Raw genomic sequence first — 18,153 nt, 5'->3', positions numbered from 1 at the left:
CTCCAAGTCGTAGGACCATAAGATCTTCTGAAGGTTATTCAGCCTTCCTCGACACAGTCATGTCCATGGCCTCTTCCGTCACACGATCGCCATTCAGCCGACATGAATACGCCCGGCCATGCCGTCCCACATGCCCCATTGGTGCCGGTCCGGCACTCTTTTGTGCGGCAGTTGACCCGTGTACGTTCCCGGCCATGCCCCTACATCTGCGCGGCACCCGCCCGGCGAGGAGATCCCTGGCCGTGGCGGCCTCGGCCGTACTGCTGACCGTCGTCCTGACCCCGATGGCGAGCGCGCGGAGCGACGCCGGCGCCGCGTCGCCACCCCGTGCGTCCCATGCGCCCCGCGAGTCCGCCCCCGTCTACTCGTACGACGATGCCGTCCGCGAGTCCGTCTGGGTCGACACCGGCCTGGACGGCGACCGCGACGGCAGGACCGACCGCGTCGCCGCCGACATCATCCGGCCGCGCGAGGCCGAGGCCCAGGGCCGCAAGGTCCCCGTGATCATGGACGCCAGCCCGTACTACTCCTGCTGCGGGCGCGGCAACGAGAGCCAGAAGAAGACGTACGACGCCGACGGCAGGCCCGTCCAGTTCCCGCTGTTCTACGACAACTACTTCGTGCCGCGCGGCTACGCCTTCGTCGCCGTCGACCTCGCCGGCACCAACCGCTCCGACGGCTGCGACGACGTCGGCGGCCCCTCCGACATCCAGTCCGCCAAGGCCGTCGTCGACTGGCTGAACGGCCGCGCCCCCGCCTATACCAGCCGCACCGGCTCCGAGCGGGCCCGTGCCACCGGCTGGACCACCGGTGACACCGGCATGATCGGCAAGAGCTGGGACGGCACCATAGCCAACGGCGTCGCCGCCACCGGCGTCGAGGGCCTGAAGACCATCGTGCCGATCGGCGCCATCTCCTCCTGGTACGACTACTACTTCGCCAAGGGCGCCCCGCTCTACGACTCCGGCCCCGAGTGGCTCTCGCACCACGTCAACAGCCCCGACGCCCGTGCCCGCTGCGGCCACGTCCAGCAGCGGCTCACCGCCGGCGCCCCGCGCAGCGGCGACTGGACCCCCCTGTGGGACGCGCGCGACTACGTCCCCGACGCAAGCAAGGTGAAGGCCAGCGTCTTCGTCGTCCACGGGCAGCAGGACCTCAACGTCCGCGCCAAGCACTTCGGCCAGTGGTGGGACGCCCTCGCCGCGCACGGCGTCGAGCGCAAGATCTGGCTCTCCCAGACCGGGCACGTCGACCCCTTCGACTTCCGCCGCGCCGAGTGGGTGCGGACGCTCCACCGCTGGTTCGACCACCACCTCCTCGGTTACGACAACGGCATCGACCGCGAGCCGATGGCCGACATCGAGCGCGCCCCCGACCGGTGGTCCACCGACCGCGTCTGGCCGCCGCGCGCCACCGTCCCCACCACCCTGCGGCCCGGCACGGGCACGGCGCCCGGCGTCGGCACCCTCTCCCTCGCCCCGGCGCGGCCGGGCACGACGGAGACGTTCACCGACGACCCGAGCCTGAGCGAGATCGACTGGGCGTCCCACATCGACACCTCCACCCCCGGCAAGGCGGGCTTCACCTCCCGGCCACTCGCCAAGGACCTGCGCCTGTCCGGCTCCGCCACGGTCACGGTCACCGCCACCCCGAACACCACCGCCGCCCACCTGACCGCCGTGCTCGTCGACCTCGGCCCCGACACCATCCGCGACTACGCGGCCCGCGGCGAAGGGATCACCACGCTGACGGAGCGCAGCTGCTGGGGCGCGAGCACGAGCGGCGACAGCGCCTGCTTCAAGGAGACCGAGGCCAAGACCGCCGACGTCGACTTCACCGTCTTCAGCCGCGGCTGGGCCGACCTCGGCAACTGGGCCGACGACCGGCGGGGCCGCCCGCTGACCCCCGGCAAGGCCCACACCATCACCCTCGACCTCGCCGCCGCCGACCACGTCGTCCCGGCCGGACACCGCCTCGCGCTCATCATCGGCGGCACCGACGCGGGCCTCATCGATCCTCCCGCGAGCACCACCGCCCCCACCCTCACCCTCGACCTGGCCCGCACCCGGGCGAAACTTCCGGTCGTCGGCGGGGCGGGAGCGTATCTGCGCGCCACCTCCGGCACGATGCCCCACACGCCGCGCAAGGCGCCGCTCGACGGCGTCGCCGAGCCCCGCGCCACGACCCCGATCCCGTTCCCGTCGGCCGGTGGAGGCGGCCTCCGATGAGACCTCGCCTACGCACCGCCCTCCTCTCCGTCACCGCCACCGCCCTCGCCCTCCCGCTCCTCACCGCCCCCGCGTCACAGGCCTCGTCCGCCACCGCGCCGCCGCGCACCGGCTTCGAGACGAGCGCGGGCGCCCGCTGGACCACCCAGCCCGAGGAGCAGCGCTTCCTCGCGGCCGTCGACCGGGCGAGCGACCGCGTGGCGATGTCCACCATCGGTACGACGAAGCAGGGCAGGCCCCTCCAGCTCGTCACCATCGGCACCGGGCGCCACACCCGCACCACCGTGCTCCTCATCTGCAGTCAGCACGGTGACGAACCGTCCGGCCGCGAAGCCTGCCTCACCACCGTCCGCGACCTCGCGTACACCCGGGACGCCGGCACCCGGCGCTTCCTGTCCCGTACGACCGTCCTCGTCGTGCCCACCGCCAACCCCGACGGCCGCGCCGCCGACACCCGCACCAACGCCGACGGCGTCGACGTCAACCGCGACCACATCGCCCTGAAGACCGCCGAGGGCCGCGCCCTCGCCGCCGTGCTGCGCGACCACCGCCCCGACGTCGTGTACGACCTGCACGAGTACGACGCCACGCCGCCGTACTACGACAAGGCGCTGCTGTCGCTCTGGCCGCGGAACCTCAACACCCACGCGCGCGTCCACGACGAGGCGCACGCGCTCTCCGAGTCGTACGTCCGCCCCGCCGCCGAGCGCGCCGGGTTCACGAGCGGCGTCTACGGCATCTGGACCGACCCCGCCACCGGTGAGCCCCTCAAGCAGGTCGCCGGCGACGGCCAGGAGCGCATCCTGCGCAACACGGCCGGCATCAAGCACTCCGTCGGCCTGCTCGTCGAGACGCGTGTCACCCCCCTCACGGACGAGGAGAAGCGGGACACCGCCGTCAACAACCGCCGCCGCGTCACCACCCAGCTCACCGCCCTCGACGGCCTCATGCGGTACGTCGACGAGCGGCGCGGCCGCATCGAGGCGGCCACGACGGCCGCCCGGCTCGCCGGCCTGGGCGACCGCGGCCCCGTCCACCTCGGCGGCGCCGACAACGACCCGGCCGAGCCGGCGGAGGTCATCCAGGACCCGCCCTGCGCCTACCGCCTGAGCCCCGCCCAGTACGCCGACGTCGGCGACGAGCTCGCCCTGCACGGCGTCCGCGTCACGCCGCCGGACGGCGGCGACAACTCCGTCCGCGTACCGCTGCGGCAGTCCGCACGCGCCCTGGTGCCGCTGCTCCTCGACGCGCGGGCCGCGTACCACCTCACGGCAGGAGAGCCCATGACCGCCTGTTGATCCGCATCCGCGTGGTATCGGTGTGGTAGGGGGTACCGAAGAGCGAAAACACCGCTGGATTCGTGAAAGGTGCCGCCTGTGTCGCACGACGAACGCAAACCGGGGCAACGGCTGCGGTTGCCGGTGAAGGCGGCCCTCCCGGGCCGCCACCCGCACGAGGAGAAGCCGCCCGTGACCGACGCGGTGGTGTTCGGCGTGGCGGCCGTCCTCACCCTCGCTTTCGTCATCTGGGGCGCCACCGCCACCAAGTCCCTGGAGAGCCTCTCCGACGCGATGCTCGGCGGGCTGATGCACAACGGCGGCTGGGCGTTCGTCCTGGCCGCCTCGGGGTTCGTCGTCTTCGCCCTCTGGCTCGCCGTCAGCCGCTACGGCCGCATCGAACTGGGGCAGGAGCACGAGGAGCCCGAGTTCAAGACCATCTCGTGGGTCGCCATGATGTTCAGCGCGGGCATGGGCATCGGGCTGATGTTCTACGGCGTGAGCGAGCCGCTCGCGCACTACACCACGCCGCCGCCGGGGACCGACCCGGCGGACTCGGCGGCCGCCATGCAGACGGCGCTCGCGACCACGCTGTTCCACTGGACCCTGCACCCCTGGGCCATCTACGCGGTGGTGGGCCTGGCCATCGCGTACAGCACCTTCCGGCGCCGCAGGCGGCAGAACATCAGCGCCGTCTTCACCCCGCTGATCGGCAAGCGGCGGGCCGAGGGAGCGCCCGGCCGGGTGATCGACATCCTCGCCATCTTCGCCACGCTCTTCGGCTCCGCCACCTCGCTGGGCCTGGGCGCGCTCCAGATCGGCAGCGGCATGCGCGAGGTGGGCTGGCTGGGCCAGGCCGGGACCGGGCTGCTGGTCGCCATCATCGCCGTGCTGACGGTGTGCTTCGTCCTCTCGGCGGTCTCCGGAGTGGAGCGCGGCATCCAGTGGCTGTCGAACACGAACATGGTGCTGGCCGTCGTACTCGCCCTCTTCGTCTTCGTCGCCGGCCCCACCATCCTGGTCCTCGACCTGATCCCCACCTCGCTCGCCTCCTACCTCGACGAGCTGCCGCAGCTCGCCGGGCGCACGGAGGCGGCGACCGGCGGCGGTGACGTGGCCGACTGGCTCAGCAGCTGGACGGTCTTCTATTGGGCGTGGTGGATCTCCTGGACGCCGTTCGTCGGCATGTTCATCGCCCGTATCAGCCGGGGCCGGACCATCCGCCAGTTCGTCGGCGGCGTGATCCTGGTGCCCAGCACGGTGAGCCTGATCTGGTTCGCCGTCTTCGGCGGCACCGCCATGCACCTGGAGGAGCGGGGCCGGCTCGCGGCCGGCGCGACGCCGGAGGCGCAGCTGTTCGGCGTGCTCCAGGAGTTCCCGATCGCCGGGGTGATGAGCCTGGTGGTGATGATCCTGGTCGGCATCTTCTTCATCTCCGGCGCCGACGCGGCCTCGATCGTGATGGGCACCCTCTCCCAGAAGGGCACCTTCGAACCGGCCCGGTTCGTCGTCGTCTTCTGGGGCATCGTGACGGGCGCCGTCGCGGCCGTGATGCTGCTCGTCGGCGAGGGCAAGGGCGACGCGCTCGCCGGTCTGCAGCACCTGACGATCCTCGTCGCGGCGCCGTTCGTGCTGGTGATGGTCGGCATGTGCTGGGCCCTCATGCGCGACCTCCGGCAGGACCCGCTGATCGTCCGCGGCGAACTCGCCGAGGAGGCCGTGGAGGAGGCGGTGATCGCCGGTCACGAGAAGTACGCCGGCGAGTTCGAGATCCGCATCGGCCCGGCCGATCCGGACGCCGGGCACCGGCCCGGACCCGGGCCGGAGGGTGGCGAGGAGCCGGGGGAGGGGCGTGACCGGCCGTCCGGGGAGAGGTGATCGTTGCGCTATGGTTACCAGTCGGTAATGATCAACCCCACGAACGGGCCCGCACAGCCCGGAAGTTGAGGCTCCTTTTCTATGCGTGTACGTATTTCCGCGCTGGCCGTCTCCGCCCTGGTGGCGGGCGGGCTCCTGATCGGCGGCGCCCAGGTGGACCGGCCCTCGGTCGACCTGGTCGCCAAGACGGGCACCTGCCACATCGCCCAGATGGAGAACCAGATCGCCGACCTGCGGCAGAAGGCGCAGCGACTCGAGCGTGACGGCGCCAGGGCCGAGGCCACCAAGGCCCGCGCGCAGGCCACGGCGATCGAGCGCAAGCTGAGGGCCTGCATCGACAGCGACAACAGCGCCAGCAAGCCGTTCCCGCGCTGATGCCCGCCGCCTCCGTGCCCGTCCCGGACTGAAACCGCGCGTCACCGCCCCCAGGGCCGGTGACCCGCGCGACTCCGAGACCACCGACCGGCGTCGGACCGCCCCACGAGGGCGGCCGAGCGGTCGGGAACCCCGAAAGGGCCGCCACCCGCGGCCCTTTCGGCATGTCCGGCCCCCGCGGCCGGTACAGTGCCCCGGCCCCGGCCGCGGGCATACTCCCGTCATGCCTGCCGAGCAGGAGCGCGACCGCGAGCCTCACGGTCAGCGCGCCCCCGCCGCCGGACGCGCCTACGCGTCCTTCGCGCTGACCCCGGCCGTCCGGGCCGGGGCGGTCCTGGCGGACGGCTCGTACCGACTGCACCGCGAGTACATGGACTTCGTCATCGACGGCAGCCCCCTGCTCCACCGGCTCGCCGACCTCGACGCCGTGTCGCCGCTCGCCTCCGACGTACCGCCCGCCATCCTCACCGGCCATGTGCGCCGGCTGCTGCTCGACGCCGAGCCGCCGCTACCGGACGGGCGGTACGTCGTCTACGGCTGCCCCGAGTGCGGGGCGCTCGCGTGCGGCGCCGTCACCGCCGTCGTCGAGCGGGACGACGGCGGCACCGGCGGTGGCGACGGCGGTGGTGGAGAGAGCTGCGGCGACATCGTCTTGCGCGACTTCGCCTGGCAGACCGGCGAGACCGTCGCCCCGGCCTTCGACGGCTACCACGGCATCGGCCCCTTCGGCGGCGTACTGGAGCCGGGCGCGCACCACCTCCCGCTGGACGCCCGCGTCGCCGGCGGCGGCCGGGCGTACCCAGTGGCCCGGGCCATGGGCAGCGTGCTCGTCGCACCCGTGGCACCGCCTAGGATCGACCCGCTATGACTGCCACTCTCGTCGCCAAGGACCTCGCCGCCGGCCACGGCGAACGCTCCCTCTTCTCCGGCCTCGACCTCGTCGTCGCGCCCGGGGACGTCATCGGCCTCGTCGGCGTCAACGGCGCGGGCAAGTCGACCCTGCTCCGGCTCCTCGCCGGACTCGACGCACCAGAGCACGGGGAGCTGCGCCTGTCGCCGCCGACCGCCACCGTGGGGCACCTCCCGCAGGAGCCCGAGCGCCGCGAGGGGGAGACCGTACGCGGCTTCCTCGCCCGCCGCACCGGCGTGGCCGCGGCCCAGGAGGCGATGGACGCGGCCACCCAGGCGCTCGTCGACGGCGCGCCCGGCGCCGACGACGCCTACGCCACCGCCCTGGAGCGCTGGCTGGACCTCGGCGGCGCCGACCTCGACGAGCGCGCCGAGGAGGTCGCCGGCTCCCTGGGCCTCACCGTCGGCCTCGACCTGCCGATGACCGCGCTCTCCGGCGGCCAGGCCGCCCGCGCCGGACTCGCCTCCCTGCTCCTCTCCCGCTACGACGTCTTCCTGCTCGACGAGCCGACCAACGACCTCGACCTCGACGGCCTGGAGCGGCTCGAGCGCTTCGTCACCGGCCTGCGCGCCGGGACGGTCGTCATCAGCCACGACCGCGAGTTCCTCGCCCGCACCGCCACCAAGGTCCTGGAGCTCGACCTCGCCCAGCAGCAGATCCGGCTGTACGGCGGCGGCTACGACGCCTACCTGGAGGAACGGGAGACCGCCCGCCGCCACGCCCGCGAGGACTTCGAGGAGTACGCCGACAAGAAGGCCGCCCTCGAAGGCCGCGCCCAGATGCAGCGCTCCTGGATGGACAAGGGCGTCAAGAACGCCCGCCGAAAGGCCGGCATCGACAACGACAAGCTCGGCCGCAAGTTCCGCAGCGAGGCGAGCGAGAAGCAGGCGGCCAAGGCCCGCCAGACCCAGCGCATGATCGAGCGCCTGGACGTGGTGGAGGAGCCCCGCAAGGAGTGGGAGCTGCGGATGGAGATCGCCGCCGCCCCGCGCTCCGGCGCCGTCGTGGCGACCCTGCGTGACGCGGAGGTCCGGCGGGGCGAGTTCCGCTTCGGCCCGGCCACCCTCCAGATCGACTGGGCCGACCGGGTCGCCATCACCGGAGCCAACGGCGCGGGCAAGTCCACCCTGCTCGCCGCCCTCCTGGGCCGGCTCCCGCTGGACGCGGGCCACGCGGCCCTCGGCTCAGGGGTCGTGGTCGGCGAGGTCGACCAGGCCCGTCGCCTCTTCCACGGCACCGAGTCGCTGCTGGACGCGTTCTGCGCGGCCGTACCGGACACCGAGCCCGCCGAGGTCCGCACGCTGCTCGCGAAGTTCGGCCTCAAGTCCCACCACGTGCTGCGCCCGGCGACCTCGCTCTCCCCGGGCGAACGGACCCGCGCCGCGCTCGCCCTGCTCCAGGGGCGGGGCGTGAACCTGCTCGTGCTGGACGAGCCGACCAACCACCTCGACCTGCCGGCGATCGAGCAGCTGGAGTCCGCGCTCGACTCCTACGCGGGCACGCTGCTGCTGGTCACCCACGACCGCCGCATGCTGGACGCGGTGCGTACGACCCGTCGCGTCGAGGTGGCGGACGGCAAGGTCACGGAGGTCTGACGCCCGGAGGTCTGACGCCCGGCCCGCTACGGGCGGTCCTCGGGCTCCTCGTAGCGCTCTTCGTACGGTTCGTCGAACGGCTCGTCGTCGCGCCGGACCGGACCCGGGGTCTTCGCGGACCGGTCGTCGCCGGGCTTGCGTTCCTTCCGACGGGCGTCCCGCTGCTCCTCCTGGAGGTGCTTGCGGACTTCCTCGGGCTTGTCACCGACCTGGTTCATGCGGCCAGGGTCACACACCCCGTAAGCGCCCGCACGCCGGGCGGGCGGGTCCCCGGGAGCACCCCGGGGCCCCGCCCCTCGCCTCAGCGGCGGCGCTTGCCCCCGCCGTCGCCGCCGAGCAGACCGGCCTTGCGCAGGGCGTCCGCCATGACGCTGTTCGCGGGCGCCGCAGCCGACGCCGGGGCCTTGCCCCCGCCGCCACCACCGCCTGCGCCCGCGCCGCCCCTGCGCTGCTGCGGCGGCCGGCCGCCGCCGCCCCGCTCGCGCTTCGGCCCCTTCTGCCCCGGCGCCGCCGTGCCGCCGGGCTTCTCGTCGTCCAGCCGCAGCGTCAGCGAGATCCGCTTGCGCGGGATGTCGACCTCCAGCACCTTCACCTTCACCACGTCACCCGGCTTCACCACCTCGCGCGGGTCCTTGACGAAGTTCCGCGACATGGCCGAGACGTGCACGAGCCCGTCCTGGTGCACACCGACGTCCACGAAGGCGCCGAAGGCGGCCACGTTCGTGACGACACCCTCCAGCACCATCCCCGGCTCCAGGTCGCCGATCTTCTCGACGCCCTCCTTGAAGGTGGCCGTCTTGAACGCGGGCCGCGGGTCGCGCCCCGGCTTCTCCAACTCGCGCAGGATGTCGGTGACCGTCGGCAGGCCGAAGGTCTCGTCCACGAAGTCGTCCGCCCGCAGCGACCGCAGCACCGACGTGTTGCCGATCAGCGAGGCCACCTCGCCGCCCGTCGTCTTCACGATCCGCCGCACCACCGGGTACGCCTCCGGGTGCACGCTCGACGCGTCCAGCGGGTCGTCGCCGCCCCGGATCCGCAGGAAGCCCGCGCACTGCTCGTACGCCTTCGGGCCCAGCCGCGGCACGGCCTTGAGCGCCTTGCGCGACCGGAAGGGGCCGTTGGCGTCCCGGTGCGCCACGATGTTCTCCGCGAGACCGGCGCCGATACCGGACACGCGCGACAGCAGGGGCGCCGACGCGGTGTTGACGTCGACTCCGACGCCGTTCACACAGTCCTCGACCACCGCGTCCAGCGACCGCGAGAGCTTCACCTCGGACAGGTCGTGCTGGTACTGGCCGACGCCGATCGACTTCGGGTCGATCTTCACCAGCTCGGCGAGCGGGTCCTGGAGGCGGCGCGCGATCGACACCGCGCCGCGCAGCGACACGTCGAGCTCCGGCAGCTCCTGCGAGGCGAAGGCGGAGGCCGAGTACACCGACGCGCCCGCCTCCGACACCATCACCTTCGTCAGGTTCAACTCCGGGTGCCTGGCGATGAGTTCGCCGGCGAGCTTGTCCGTCTCGCGCGACGCGGTGCCGTTGCCGATGGCGATCAGCTCGACCGCGTGCTCCTTCGCCAGCCGGGCCAGGGCCGCCAGCGACTGGTCCCACTTGTTGGCGGGCACGTGCGGGTAGATCGTGTCGGTGGCGACGACCTTGCCGGTCGCGTCCACGACCGCCACCTTCACGCCCGTACGGAAACCGGGGTCGAGCCCGAGCGTCGCCCGCGTCCCGGCCGGGGCGGCCAGCAGCAGGTCGCGCAGGTTCGCGGCGAAGACCCGTACCGCCTCGTCCTCGGCCGCCGTGCGCAGCCGCAGCCGCAGGTCGATGCCGAGGTGGACGAGGATGCGGGTGCGCCACGCCCAGCGGACCGTGTCCGCGAGCCACTTGTCACCCGGCCGCCCCCGCTGCGCGATCCCGAAGCGGGACGCGATGATCGCCTCGTACGACGAGGGGCCCTCGACCGGCTCCTCCGGCTCCAGGACGAGGTCGAGGACCTCCTCCTTCTCGCCGCGCAGCATCGCCAGCACCCGGTGAGAGGGCAGCTCGGTGAAGGGCTCGGCGAAGTCGAAGTAGTCGGCGAACTTCGCGCCCGCCTCCTCCTTGCCCTCCCGGACCTTCGCCACCAGCCGGCCGCGCGTCCACATCCGCTCGCGCACCTCGCCGATCAGGTCGGCGTCCTCCGAGAACCGCTCGGTGAGGATCGCGCGGGCGCCCTCCAGCGCGGCGGCCGGGTCCGCGACGCCCTTGTCGGGGTCGACGAACGCGGCGGCCGCGACCAGCGGCTCCACCGACGGGTCGCCGAGCAGTCCGTCGGCCAGCGGCTCCAGACCCGCCTCGCGCGCGATCTGCGCCTTGGTGCGCCGCTTCGGCTTGAACGGCAGGTAGATGTCCTCCAGGCGCGCCTTGGTGTCGGCCTCCCGGATCCGCGCCTCGAGCTCCTCGGTGAGCTTGCCCTGCTCGCGTACGGAGTCGAGGATCGCGGTCCGCCGCTCCTCCAGCTCCCGCAGGTAGCGCAGCCGCTCCTCGAGCGTGCGCAGCTGCGCGTCGTCGAGCATCTCGGTCGCTTCCTTGCGGTAGCGCGCGATGAACGGCACGGTCGACCCGCCGTCGAGCAGCTCGACGGCCGCCCTCACCTGCCGCTCCCGTACGCCGAGCTCCTCGGCGATCCTGCCTTCGATGGACGTCGTCACGGTGTCCCGACTCGCCTTCTCGTGCCTACCAGCTTGAGCCTGCATTCTGCCGGGTCACCGTGCGACGTGTCCGCCTGCCCTGCCGTCAGGCGCGGCGCGCCCTGCCCCCGCCCCGTGACGCCCCGCCGAAGAGCCGTGCCAGCAGCCGGAAGGGCAGGGTCACCACGGTCGCGACGGCCGAGCCGATCATGCGGAAGAAGTCCGCGATGGTACGCAAGGGGCACCTCCATGTCCTGTCGGTTGCCCCCTGCACGTTGCCGCGCCCGACGCCGCGAAACGTCGGCCCTCCGCCGTCAGCCCTTGCCGGCCAGGTCCTGAGGGAACGCGCCCGCCGCCACCGCCGCGGTCAGGAAGCCGCGCCCCAGCTCCGTGAGGCGCTCGACGTCCGCCGCGCCGAGGTGCTCGTACGGGGCGGCGTCCAGGCGGTCGGTCTGCTCCTCCAGCTCCGCGCGCAGGGCGGAGCCCGCCTCCGTCAGGTCGCCGGCCTCGTTCAGCAGGCCGCGCTCGCGGAGCCGGCCTGCCGCCGCGTCCCAGTCGGCGCGGCTCCAGCCACGGGTGGCGAGGATCCAGCGGGGGGCCATGCCCTTGCCGGTCGCCGTGTGACTGACCAGCGCCTCCAGCGGGTCCAGCCCGGCGGCCAGCAGCGCGACCAGGTGCGCGTCCCCGCGGTGCTCGCGCAGCAGCGTCGCGGCGTGCCAGTACGCGAGGTGCGGCTCCTCGGGTACCGGCAGGTCGGCGTGGGCGGCGTACAGCGGGCGCGCGTGTCGCGTGCACGCCTCGGTGGCGCGCAGGGCGAGCCGGGCGGCCTCGGCCATCGCCTCCGAGGCGACCGCCTCCTCACCGAGCAGGCGCCGCAGCGTGGCGTCGGCGGCCCGCAGCCGCGCCGCCAGCACGGTCTCGGGGGAGGCGGTGTCCCAGACGGCGGGGAGGTGGCGGGCGACGAGCTCGTGGTTGAAGTTGTAGAAGGCGGCCGCGACCACACCGGGGCCCACGGCCCCCATCGCGGCGGCGCGTCCGGCGAAGTACGCGGCGCTGGAGTCCTCCACGCCCAGCCCGGCGAGCTCCTTGGCGTAGTCGGGGGAGAAGTAGACCGTCGAGTGGAGCGGGTTGAGTGCGTTGTGGCAGCGGCGGCCGGCGCGCGGCGGCAGAGTCGTCATGAGCGGTACGTTACCGACTGGTCGGTACGACCGGCCAGGCCGTACGCGGAACCTGGCCGCCACTGGTGTTCCCTCGCCGCCCGTGATGCCTTTGGAGGCTGCCGCTTTCATCGCGCCGCGCGAACCCGTCGCGTCCCCGCAGTGGGAACTCTGCGTCGGCGTCGACGACGTGGACGGCGTCCTCTCCCGCGTGGCCGGTGGCCAGGGCCTCACCACCTGGACCCGGGAGACCGACCACTCCGTGCTGAGGCTGCACAGCCCGGAAGGACTGACGTTCCGCGTGCACCCGCTGGGCGGATGACGGCCGAAGCGCCGAGCGCCCCGCGATCCGTCGTGCGAGGCGGGAAGGGCGGTGTCACCGCGGTTCACATGGATGCAGTAGGCGGAGTGAGTACTCACTCATTGACGGAGTGAGTACTCACTCCGTACTCTGGCCGTCATGACGGAGCCTCAGGAGAACCAGACCACCCGCCGCCGCGCCCCCGGGATGTCGCCGGAGCGGCGCCGCGAAATGATCATCCAGACCGCGATCCCGCTGATCGCCGAGTACGGCGCCGCGGTGACGACCGCGAAGATCGCCCGCGCCGCGGGCATCGGCGAGGGCACGATCTTCCGCGTCTTCGCCGACAAGGAGGAGCTCCTGCAGGCGTGCATGGCCGAGGCGCTCTCACCCGAGCACGCGGTTCGCGAGCTCGACGCGATCGACGTGTCCCAGCCGCTGCCCGACCGGCTCGCGGAGGCGGCCGAGGCGCTGCAGGCGCACATGTCCAGGATGGGCGCGATCGCCGGCTCGCTGGGGCATCGCGGCGGCAAGCACCCCGGCACGGTGCGCGGCGTGGGCCGCGACGAGTCGACGACCCGTATCCGCGCGGCCCTCGTGGAGCTGCTGGAGCCCGACAAGGCCGCCCTCCGCCGGCCGCCGGAGCAGATCGCGGCCCTCTTCTTCGGGCTGCTCTTCATCCAGCCGCGTACGGAGGACGAGCCCGACCTGACCACGCAGGAGCTGGTGGAGGTCTTCCTGCACGGGGCGCTCTCCGGGGACGCCAAGTGAGCGCGCGGAGAAGGCGCCTGGGGGTGACCGCCCTGGCCGTTCTGGCCCCCGTCCTGGTGTGGCTGGTGGCGGACCCGCTGTTGGGGAACCGGTTACGGATCGCCGACGGCGAGCAGACGCTCGACATCGGCGCCGCGCCCGTGGCGTTCATCGCGCTGCTCGCGTCGCTCTCCGGCTGGGGACTGCTGGCCGCCCTGGAGCGGTTCGGGTTACGGCGTGCCCGCGCCCTGTGGACCGGGGTGGCCGGCGTCGTACTGGCCCTGTCTTTCCTGCCGTTCGTCGGCGACGGCATGGACGGCGGCACCCGGGTCTCCCTCGCCGTGATGCACCTGGCGGTGGCGGCGGTGCTGATCCCGGGGCTGGGCGGCAGCTCCCGCGGGGCGGGGGCCGGTGCCGCCAGGGGGTGACCGCCGGTATCGAGTTGCGCGGTACGAGGCTGTCCCGCAGGGGGCGCTCGAGTCGACCGCGCGCTTCGCCGGCGCCGGATGCGGCGGAAGAGCCTCCGGGAGCCCGGCACAGCGGCGCGGTCATGCGCTCATCCGGTGGCCTTCTGGGAGCCGATGTGGGCGAGCAGCGAAGCGGTGCCGTCCTCCGCGGCGATCCCGCGGGCGAGTTCGGTCGCGCGGCGGCGGTGGGTCGGTTCGGAGAGGCAGGCCGTGATCGCGTCGCCGAGCGCCTCGGCGGTGAGATCCTGGAACGGCACAGGTCGCGGGGCGACTCCCAGCTCGTGCAGCCGAGACGCCCAGAACGGCTGGTCGGCCATGACCGGAACGGGCACGGCGGGCACGCCCGCCCGCAGGCCGGCCGCGGTGGTGCCCGCGCCGGCGTGATGGACGACGGCGGCGGTGCGCGGAAACAGCCAGTCGTGCGGGACGTCCCCGATGGCCAGGACGTCGGCGCCGCAGCCGTTCAGACCGGCCCACCCCGCCTGCACCACCGCGCGCACGCCCGCCCGCTCCACCGCCGCGGCCACCAGCTTGCTGAGCCGCTCCCCCTGGCCCACCGCCATACTGCCGAACCCGATGAACACCGGAGGCGGGCCGGCCTGGAGGAAGTCGACCAGTTCGGCAGGGGGCTGCCAGCCGTCCGGCCGCGCGGGCCACCAGTAGCCCGCCACTTCGACCCAGGACGGCCAGTCCTCGGGGCGCGGCACCACCAGCGGGCTGAAGCCGTGGAAGACCGGCCGGACGTCCGCCGCCGCCGAGGGCACAGCGGCGGGCAGTCCGAGGCGGGCGCGCAACCGGGTGACGGCGCCCGCGAAGACACCTTCCGCGCGCCTCAGCACATCCCGGCCCGCGGCGAGGTTGCCCTCCGGTCCCAGGCCGTCGGTGTTCCGGGCGTTGGGCAGCGGAAAGCGCCTGGTGGCGAAGGACGGTACGAGGTAGGTACCGATGACGGGCACGCCGAGCGCTTCGCCGGCCGTCCGGCTGAGCGCCGCCGGGCCGAAGGCGGTGAGCAGCAGGTCGGCTCCGCCCGCCACGGCCTCCGCCACCCCGTCGGCGAGCCCGTCCGCGTACGCCCTCGTCAGTGCCTGGACCTCCTCCCGCGACGCCGCGCGGGACCAGTCCCGGATCAACCCCTGAGCGTCCCCCGGCACGGGCCGGTAGTCGAGGCCGCACCCGCCGATGAGCGCCTCGAACGAGGGGTGCGCGGCCACGGCCACCTGATGGCCGGCGTCCAGCAGGCGCCGCCCCAGACCCGTGAACGGCGCGACGTCGCCGCGTGAACCGGCGGTGATGATCAGAATGCGCATGCCCTGATTCTCCTCGCGGCGCGAAGTACCCGGCGCATGGCAGGAAAGGTGGGGTTCTCGTCATTGCCGCCATCGGGCCGCGCCCCGAAGGATGGGGGACATGACGCAGCGACCCGTACTCGTCGTCCTCTTCGACGGCGTGCAGAGCCTGGACGTCACCGGACCGGTGGAGGTGTTCGCCGGGGCGGCCCGTCTCGGCGCCGTCGCCCCCTACCCGATCCGTACCGCCTCGCTCGACGGAGAGCCCGTCCGCACCCGGAGCGGCCTGCGGCTGGCCGCCGACACCTCGCTCACCGACGCCGAACCGCCGCACACCCTCCTGGTCCCCGGCGGCGACGGCACCCGCGCACCCGACCCGCGCCTGATCGACTGGCTGCGCGTCCACGCACCGCGCGCGGAACGCCTGGTCTCGGTCTGCACCGGCGCGGTCCTCCTCGCCCAGGCGGGCCTGCTGGACGGCCGGCGCGTCACCACCCACTGGGCGTTCTGCGACCGCCTCGCCCGCGACCACCCGGCGGTGGAGGTCGACCCGGAGCCGATCTTCGTACGCGACGGGAACCTCGCCACCTCCGCCGGAGTCACGGCGGGCATCGACCTCGCCCTCGCCCTGGTCGAGGAGGACCTCGGCCGGGACACGGCGCTCACCCTCGCCCGCCACCTGGTGGTCTTCCTCCGCCGCCCCGGCAACCAGGCCCAGTTCAGCGCCCAGCTCGCCGCCCAGACCGCCCGGCGCGAACCGCTGCGCGAGCTGCAGCGGTTCATCACCGAGCACCCGGCCGCCGACCTCTCGGTCGACGCCCTGGCCGCCCGCGTCAGCCTCTCACCGCGCCACTTCGCCCGCGCCTTCCGGGCGGAGACCGGCACGACCCCCGGCCGCTATGTCGACCGGGTCCGCCTCGAACACGCGCGGCGCCTGCTGGAGGACACCCCCGAGGGGGTCCAGGAGGTCGCCCGGGCCGCCGGCTACGGCACGCCCGAGGCGATGCGCCGCGCCTTCGTCAAGGCGCTCGGGACCGCGCCCGCCGAATACCGGCGGCGCTTCCACGCGCCCCACGTACCCGTCCCACGAAAGGACAGTTGACGCCCATGCGGATCGCCATCCTCCTCTACCCGGGCTTCACCAGCCTCGACGCCATCGGGCCCTTCGAGATGATCAGCCACCTGCCCGGCGCCGAAACCCTCTTCGTCGCCAAGGAGACCGGGCCGGTCCGCAACGACCAGGGCAACCTCGCCGTCGTCGCCGACCGTACCCTCGCCGAGGTCCCGCGCCCCGACATCGTCATCGTTCCGGGAACCGGCGAGTGGGAGCCGGTCCTGCGCGACGAGGAGCTCCTCGACTGGCTCCGCACCGCCGACGCCGCCACCACCTGGACCACCTCCGTCTGCACCGGCTCCCTGCTGCTCGCGGCGGCCGGACTCCTGGGGGGCCGCCGCGCCACGACCCACTGGCTCGCCATGGACAGGCTGAAGGAGCTCGGCGCCGAACCGACCGGCGAGCGGGTCGTCTTCGACGGCAAGTACGTCACGGCCGCCGGCGTCTCGTCCGGCATCGACATGGCCCTCCACCTGCTGGGCCGCATCGCCGGCGACACCGTCGCACAGACCGTCCAGCTGATGACCGAGTACGACCCGCGTCCCCCGTACGACTCCGGCTCCCCCGAGAAGGCCCCGGCCGAGATCGTGGCCCGTATGCGCGGCGAAGCGCACGCGCCGACCCCAGGACGTGATCAGACCTGAGGATCCTGGAGACGGACGCTAGGCGACGTCCGGCAGCCCCGCCCGGTCCATGAGCTCGTGCATCGTGGCCTCGGGCAGGGTGGGGTTCGCCGCCGCCTCGTCCGCGGTCTCCCGGTCCTCCAGCAGTGCGGCCACCACCTCGCCGGGCACCCGCGGGTCGCGTACGGCGGCGTTCCTCACCCACCACGCGGGGTCGCGGGTCAGCCGGACCACCGACTCCGCCGACAGGCGGGGGTCGTCCAGCGCACGGCGGCGTACGGCCTCCTCCGGGTCACGGCTGAGCCGTTCGACGACCTCGGTCGGGCAGTCCGGGTCCAGCAGCGCGAGCTCCCGCATCCGGGGCCGCGGATCGTCGGCGTACCGCAGCAGGCCTTCGCGCGGGAAGTTCGGGTGCTCGGGCAGGTGGTGGGCGGAGCGGCCATCCCAGGTCTCCCATATCTCCAGCAGCAGGTGTCCCGGGGCCTCGGCGCACCGCTCGGCGAGCATGAGCCGTACGGCGAAGTCCTCGTCCTTCGCGAGGAGTTCCACCACATCGGCGGGCAGGCTGCGCGCGGTCGCGACGCTGCGGCGCAGCAGCACATGTCCGGACGCGGCGCACCGGCGCATCTCTTCGACGTCGCCGTGCCGGTCCTGGACCCAGCGCAGCGGGTAGTGGCGGCTGTGCGGGGCCACCTCCACGCGCGCCGCCGCCCGCTGCTCCTCGGTGAGCGCCGGATGGACGGAGGCGTTGAGGCGTACCGCGTCGTAGGGGTCCTCGCACAGGACGGCCGCCAGGTCCGCGTCCAGGCGGGGGTTGCGGGCCACGGCGCACCGCGTCCCGGAGTCCTCGTCGCGGACCAGCCGCTCGGCGAGGTCGCGGGTCAGCAAGCACTCCTCGGCCGCTTGCTGCGAGTACCGGTGCCCGTCGTCGACCAGGGAGGCGTAGGCCGCCGGGTCCATCGGCGGCCCGTCCCGGTGGTGACTCAGCAGCGCCGCAGAGCGTACGGCGTCGTCCTCGTCCGCCAGCAGCGCCGCCCGCTCCGCCGCGTCGAGGTGCTCCCAGGCGCTCGGACAGGCCGCACGGCGGATGCCCGGCTCCGGGTCCATGGCCAGCCGACGCAGCGGAGCGGGCGGCAGCCGGCGGTGGCGGGCGATCTCACCACGTACCAGGTAGTGCTCGTGCGTCGCCAGCCGCTCGAAGCCCGCCTCGGTCAGCGCGGAGGAATCCCAGCCGGCGTTCAGCGCCACGGCGTACGCCATCCGGGGCTCCACGTCGAGCAGCCAGGTGCGCTGCTCGGGGGTGAGGTGGATGTGCTCCGCCACCGCGCGGCGGGTCTTCGGGTGCGGATGGTGCGCCCAGGCCTCGATCACCTCGGGCGGCAGCCGCCGGAAGCGCCAGTTGAAGGGCAGTTCACGGTCGGGCGCCATGCCCAGTACCCGGAGGAGCACGCCCGTCGGCGCGGAGGGGTTCATGGCCAGGCCGTGCAGCCAGGCGCCGTGCAGTGCGGCCGTCGACGCCAT

The 18,153-nt window shown here is 73.5% G+C and carries 16 protein-coding genes and 1 pseudogene; 11 read left to right on the top strand and 6 right to left on the bottom strand.

What is annotated here, in order from left to right; all coding sequences use genetic code 11:
• Window positions 1-194: 194 nt before the first annotated feature.
• From AB0A69_RS04850 to AB0A69_RS04825, 6 genes and pseudogenes are all read left to right on the top strand, one after another.
• Window positions 195-2,228: a Xaa-Pro dipeptidyl-peptidase gene (locus AB0A69_RS04850; protein WP_361415386.1), complete on the top strand. Its 2,034-nt coding sequence runs from the start codon at window positions 195-197 to the stop codon at window positions 2,226-2,228.
• Entirely contained in the window at window positions 2,225-3,526 is a 1,302-nt protein-coding gene (locus AB0A69_RS04845) for a M14 family metallocarboxypeptidase (protein WP_361415384.1), read from the top strand. The genes AB0A69_RS04850 and AB0A69_RS04845 overlap by 4 nt, the downstream gene beginning before the upstream one ends.
• Window positions 3,527-3,649: 123 nt before the next feature.
• On the top strand, window positions 3,650-5,383 hold the full coding sequence (locus tag AB0A69_RS04840) for a BCCT family transporter (protein WP_361416779.1): 1,734 nt from the start codon (window positions 3,650-3,652) through the stop codon (window positions 5,381-5,383).
• A gap of 81 nt (window positions 5,384-5,464) precedes the next feature.
• On the top strand, window positions 5,465-5,758 hold the full coding sequence (locus AB0A69_RS04835) for a hypothetical protein (protein ID WP_361415382.1): 294 nt from the start codon (window positions 5,465-5,467) through the stop codon (window positions 5,756-5,758).
• Window positions 5,759-6,062: 304 nt separating this feature from the next.
• Window positions 6,063-6,485 (top strand): annotated as a pseudogene (locus AB0A69_RS04830) (oxidoreductase); the annotation flags it as partial.
• Window positions 6,486-6,622: 137 nt separating this feature from the next.
• Window positions 6,623-8,263: an ABC-F family ATP-binding cassette domain-containing protein gene (locus tag AB0A69_RS04825; RefSeq protein WP_361415380.1), complete on the top strand. Its 1,641-nt coding sequence runs from the start codon at window positions 6,623-6,625 to the stop codon at window positions 8,261-8,263.
• Window positions 8,264-8,289: 26 nt separating this feature from the next.
• Here AB0A69_RS04825 and AB0A69_RS04820 read toward each other — a convergent pair whose 3' ends face one another.
• The 4 genes from AB0A69_RS04820 to AB0A69_RS04805 all read right to left on the bottom strand — a co-directional run bounded on the left by AB0A69_RS04820 (window position 8,290) and on the right by AB0A69_RS04805 (window position 12,112).
• Window positions 8,290-8,481 (bottom strand): hypothetical protein, encoded by a 192-nt coding sequence (locus AB0A69_RS04820; RefSeq protein ID WP_361415378.1) that lies wholly within the window; start codon window positions 8,479-8,481, stop codon window positions 8,290-8,292.
• Between the two features lie 83 nt (window positions 8,482-8,564).
• Entirely contained in the window at window positions 8,565-10,955 is a 2,391-nt protein-coding gene (locus AB0A69_RS04815; RefSeq protein ID WP_361415376.1) for a Tex family protein, read from the bottom strand.
• Window positions 10,956-11,040: 85 nt separating this feature from the next.
• The gene (locus AB0A69_RS04810; RefSeq protein WP_260604312.1) at window positions 11,041-11,172 is read right to left on the bottom strand and encodes an LPFR motif small protein; all 132 of its coding nucleotides are present in this window, start codon (window positions 11,170-11,172) and stop codon (window positions 11,041-11,043) included.
• Between the two features lie 76 nt (window positions 11,173-11,248).
• Complete coding sequence (locus AB0A69_RS04805; RefSeq protein ID WP_361415374.1) at window positions 11,249-12,112, bottom strand: hypothetical protein; 864 nt, start codon at window positions 12,110-12,112, stop codon at window positions 11,249-11,251.
• Between the two features lie 85 nt (window positions 12,113-12,197).
• On the opposite strand from AB0A69_RS04805, the gene AB0A69_RS04800 reads away from it, so the two are divergent.
• The 3 genes from AB0A69_RS04800 (at window position 12,198) to AB0A69_RS04790 (ending at window position 13,570) form a co-directional block, all read left to right on the top strand.
• Window positions 12,198-12,413 carry a hypothetical protein gene (locus tag AB0A69_RS04800; RefSeq protein WP_361415372.1) on the top strand — a complete coding sequence of 72 codons (216 nt, stop codon included), beginning with the start codon at window positions 12,198-12,200 and terminating at the stop codon, window positions 12,411-12,413.
• Window positions 12,414-12,551: 138 nt separating this feature from the next.
• Window positions 12,552-13,163, top strand: a complete 612-nt coding sequence (locus AB0A69_RS04795) for a TetR/AcrR family transcriptional regulator (protein WP_361415370.1) — start codon at window positions 12,552-12,554, stop codon at window positions 13,161-13,163.
• A complete protein-coding gene (locus tag AB0A69_RS04790) occupies window positions 13,160-13,570 on the top strand; it encodes a DUF6069 family protein (protein ID WP_361415368.1) in 411 nt (136 codons plus the stop codon). Before AB0A69_RS04795 ends, AB0A69_RS04790 begins: the two co-directional genes overlap by 4 nt.
• A gap of 128 nt (window positions 13,571-13,698) precedes the next feature.
• Here AB0A69_RS04790 and AB0A69_RS04785 read toward each other — a convergent pair whose 3' ends face one another.
• Window positions 13,699-14,916: a glycosyltransferase gene (locus tag AB0A69_RS04785; RefSeq protein ID WP_361415366.1), complete on the bottom strand. Its 1,218-nt coding sequence runs from the start codon at window positions 14,914-14,916 to the stop codon at window positions 13,699-13,701.
• A 100-nt stretch (window positions 14,917-15,016) separates the two neighbouring features.
• Here AB0A69_RS04785 and AB0A69_RS04780 point away from each other — a divergent pair, with 100 nt between their 5' ends.
• Window positions 15,017-15,997, top strand: coding sequence for a GlxA family transcriptional regulator (locus AB0A69_RS04780; protein ID WP_361415364.1), 981 nt, complete (start codon window positions 15,017-15,019; stop codon window positions 15,995-15,997).
• A 5-nt stretch (window positions 15,998-16,002) separates the two neighbouring features.
• The gene (locus tag AB0A69_RS04775; protein ID WP_361415362.1) at window positions 16,003-16,653 is read left to right on the top strand and encodes a DJ-1/PfpI family protein; all 651 of its coding nucleotides are present in this window, start codon (window positions 16,003-16,005) and stop codon (window positions 16,651-16,653) included.
• An 18-nt stretch (window positions 16,654-16,671) separates the two neighbouring features.
• Here the strand turns inward: AB0A69_RS04775 and AB0A69_RS04770 are convergent, their stop codons facing one another.
• On the bottom strand, window positions 16,672-18,153 hold the full coding sequence (locus tag AB0A69_RS04770; protein ID WP_361415360.1) for a PE-PGRS family protein: 1,482 nt from the start codon (window positions 18,151-18,153) through the stop codon (window positions 16,672-16,674).

This window comes from Streptomyces sp. NPDC045431, from assembly GCF_040646655.1.
Lineage (GTDB): Bacteria > Actinomycetota > Actinomycetes > Streptomycetales > Streptomycetaceae > Streptomyces.
Note: the sequence above shows the minus strand (reverse complement) of the source record. Positions and strands in the feature narration are given on the sequence as shown.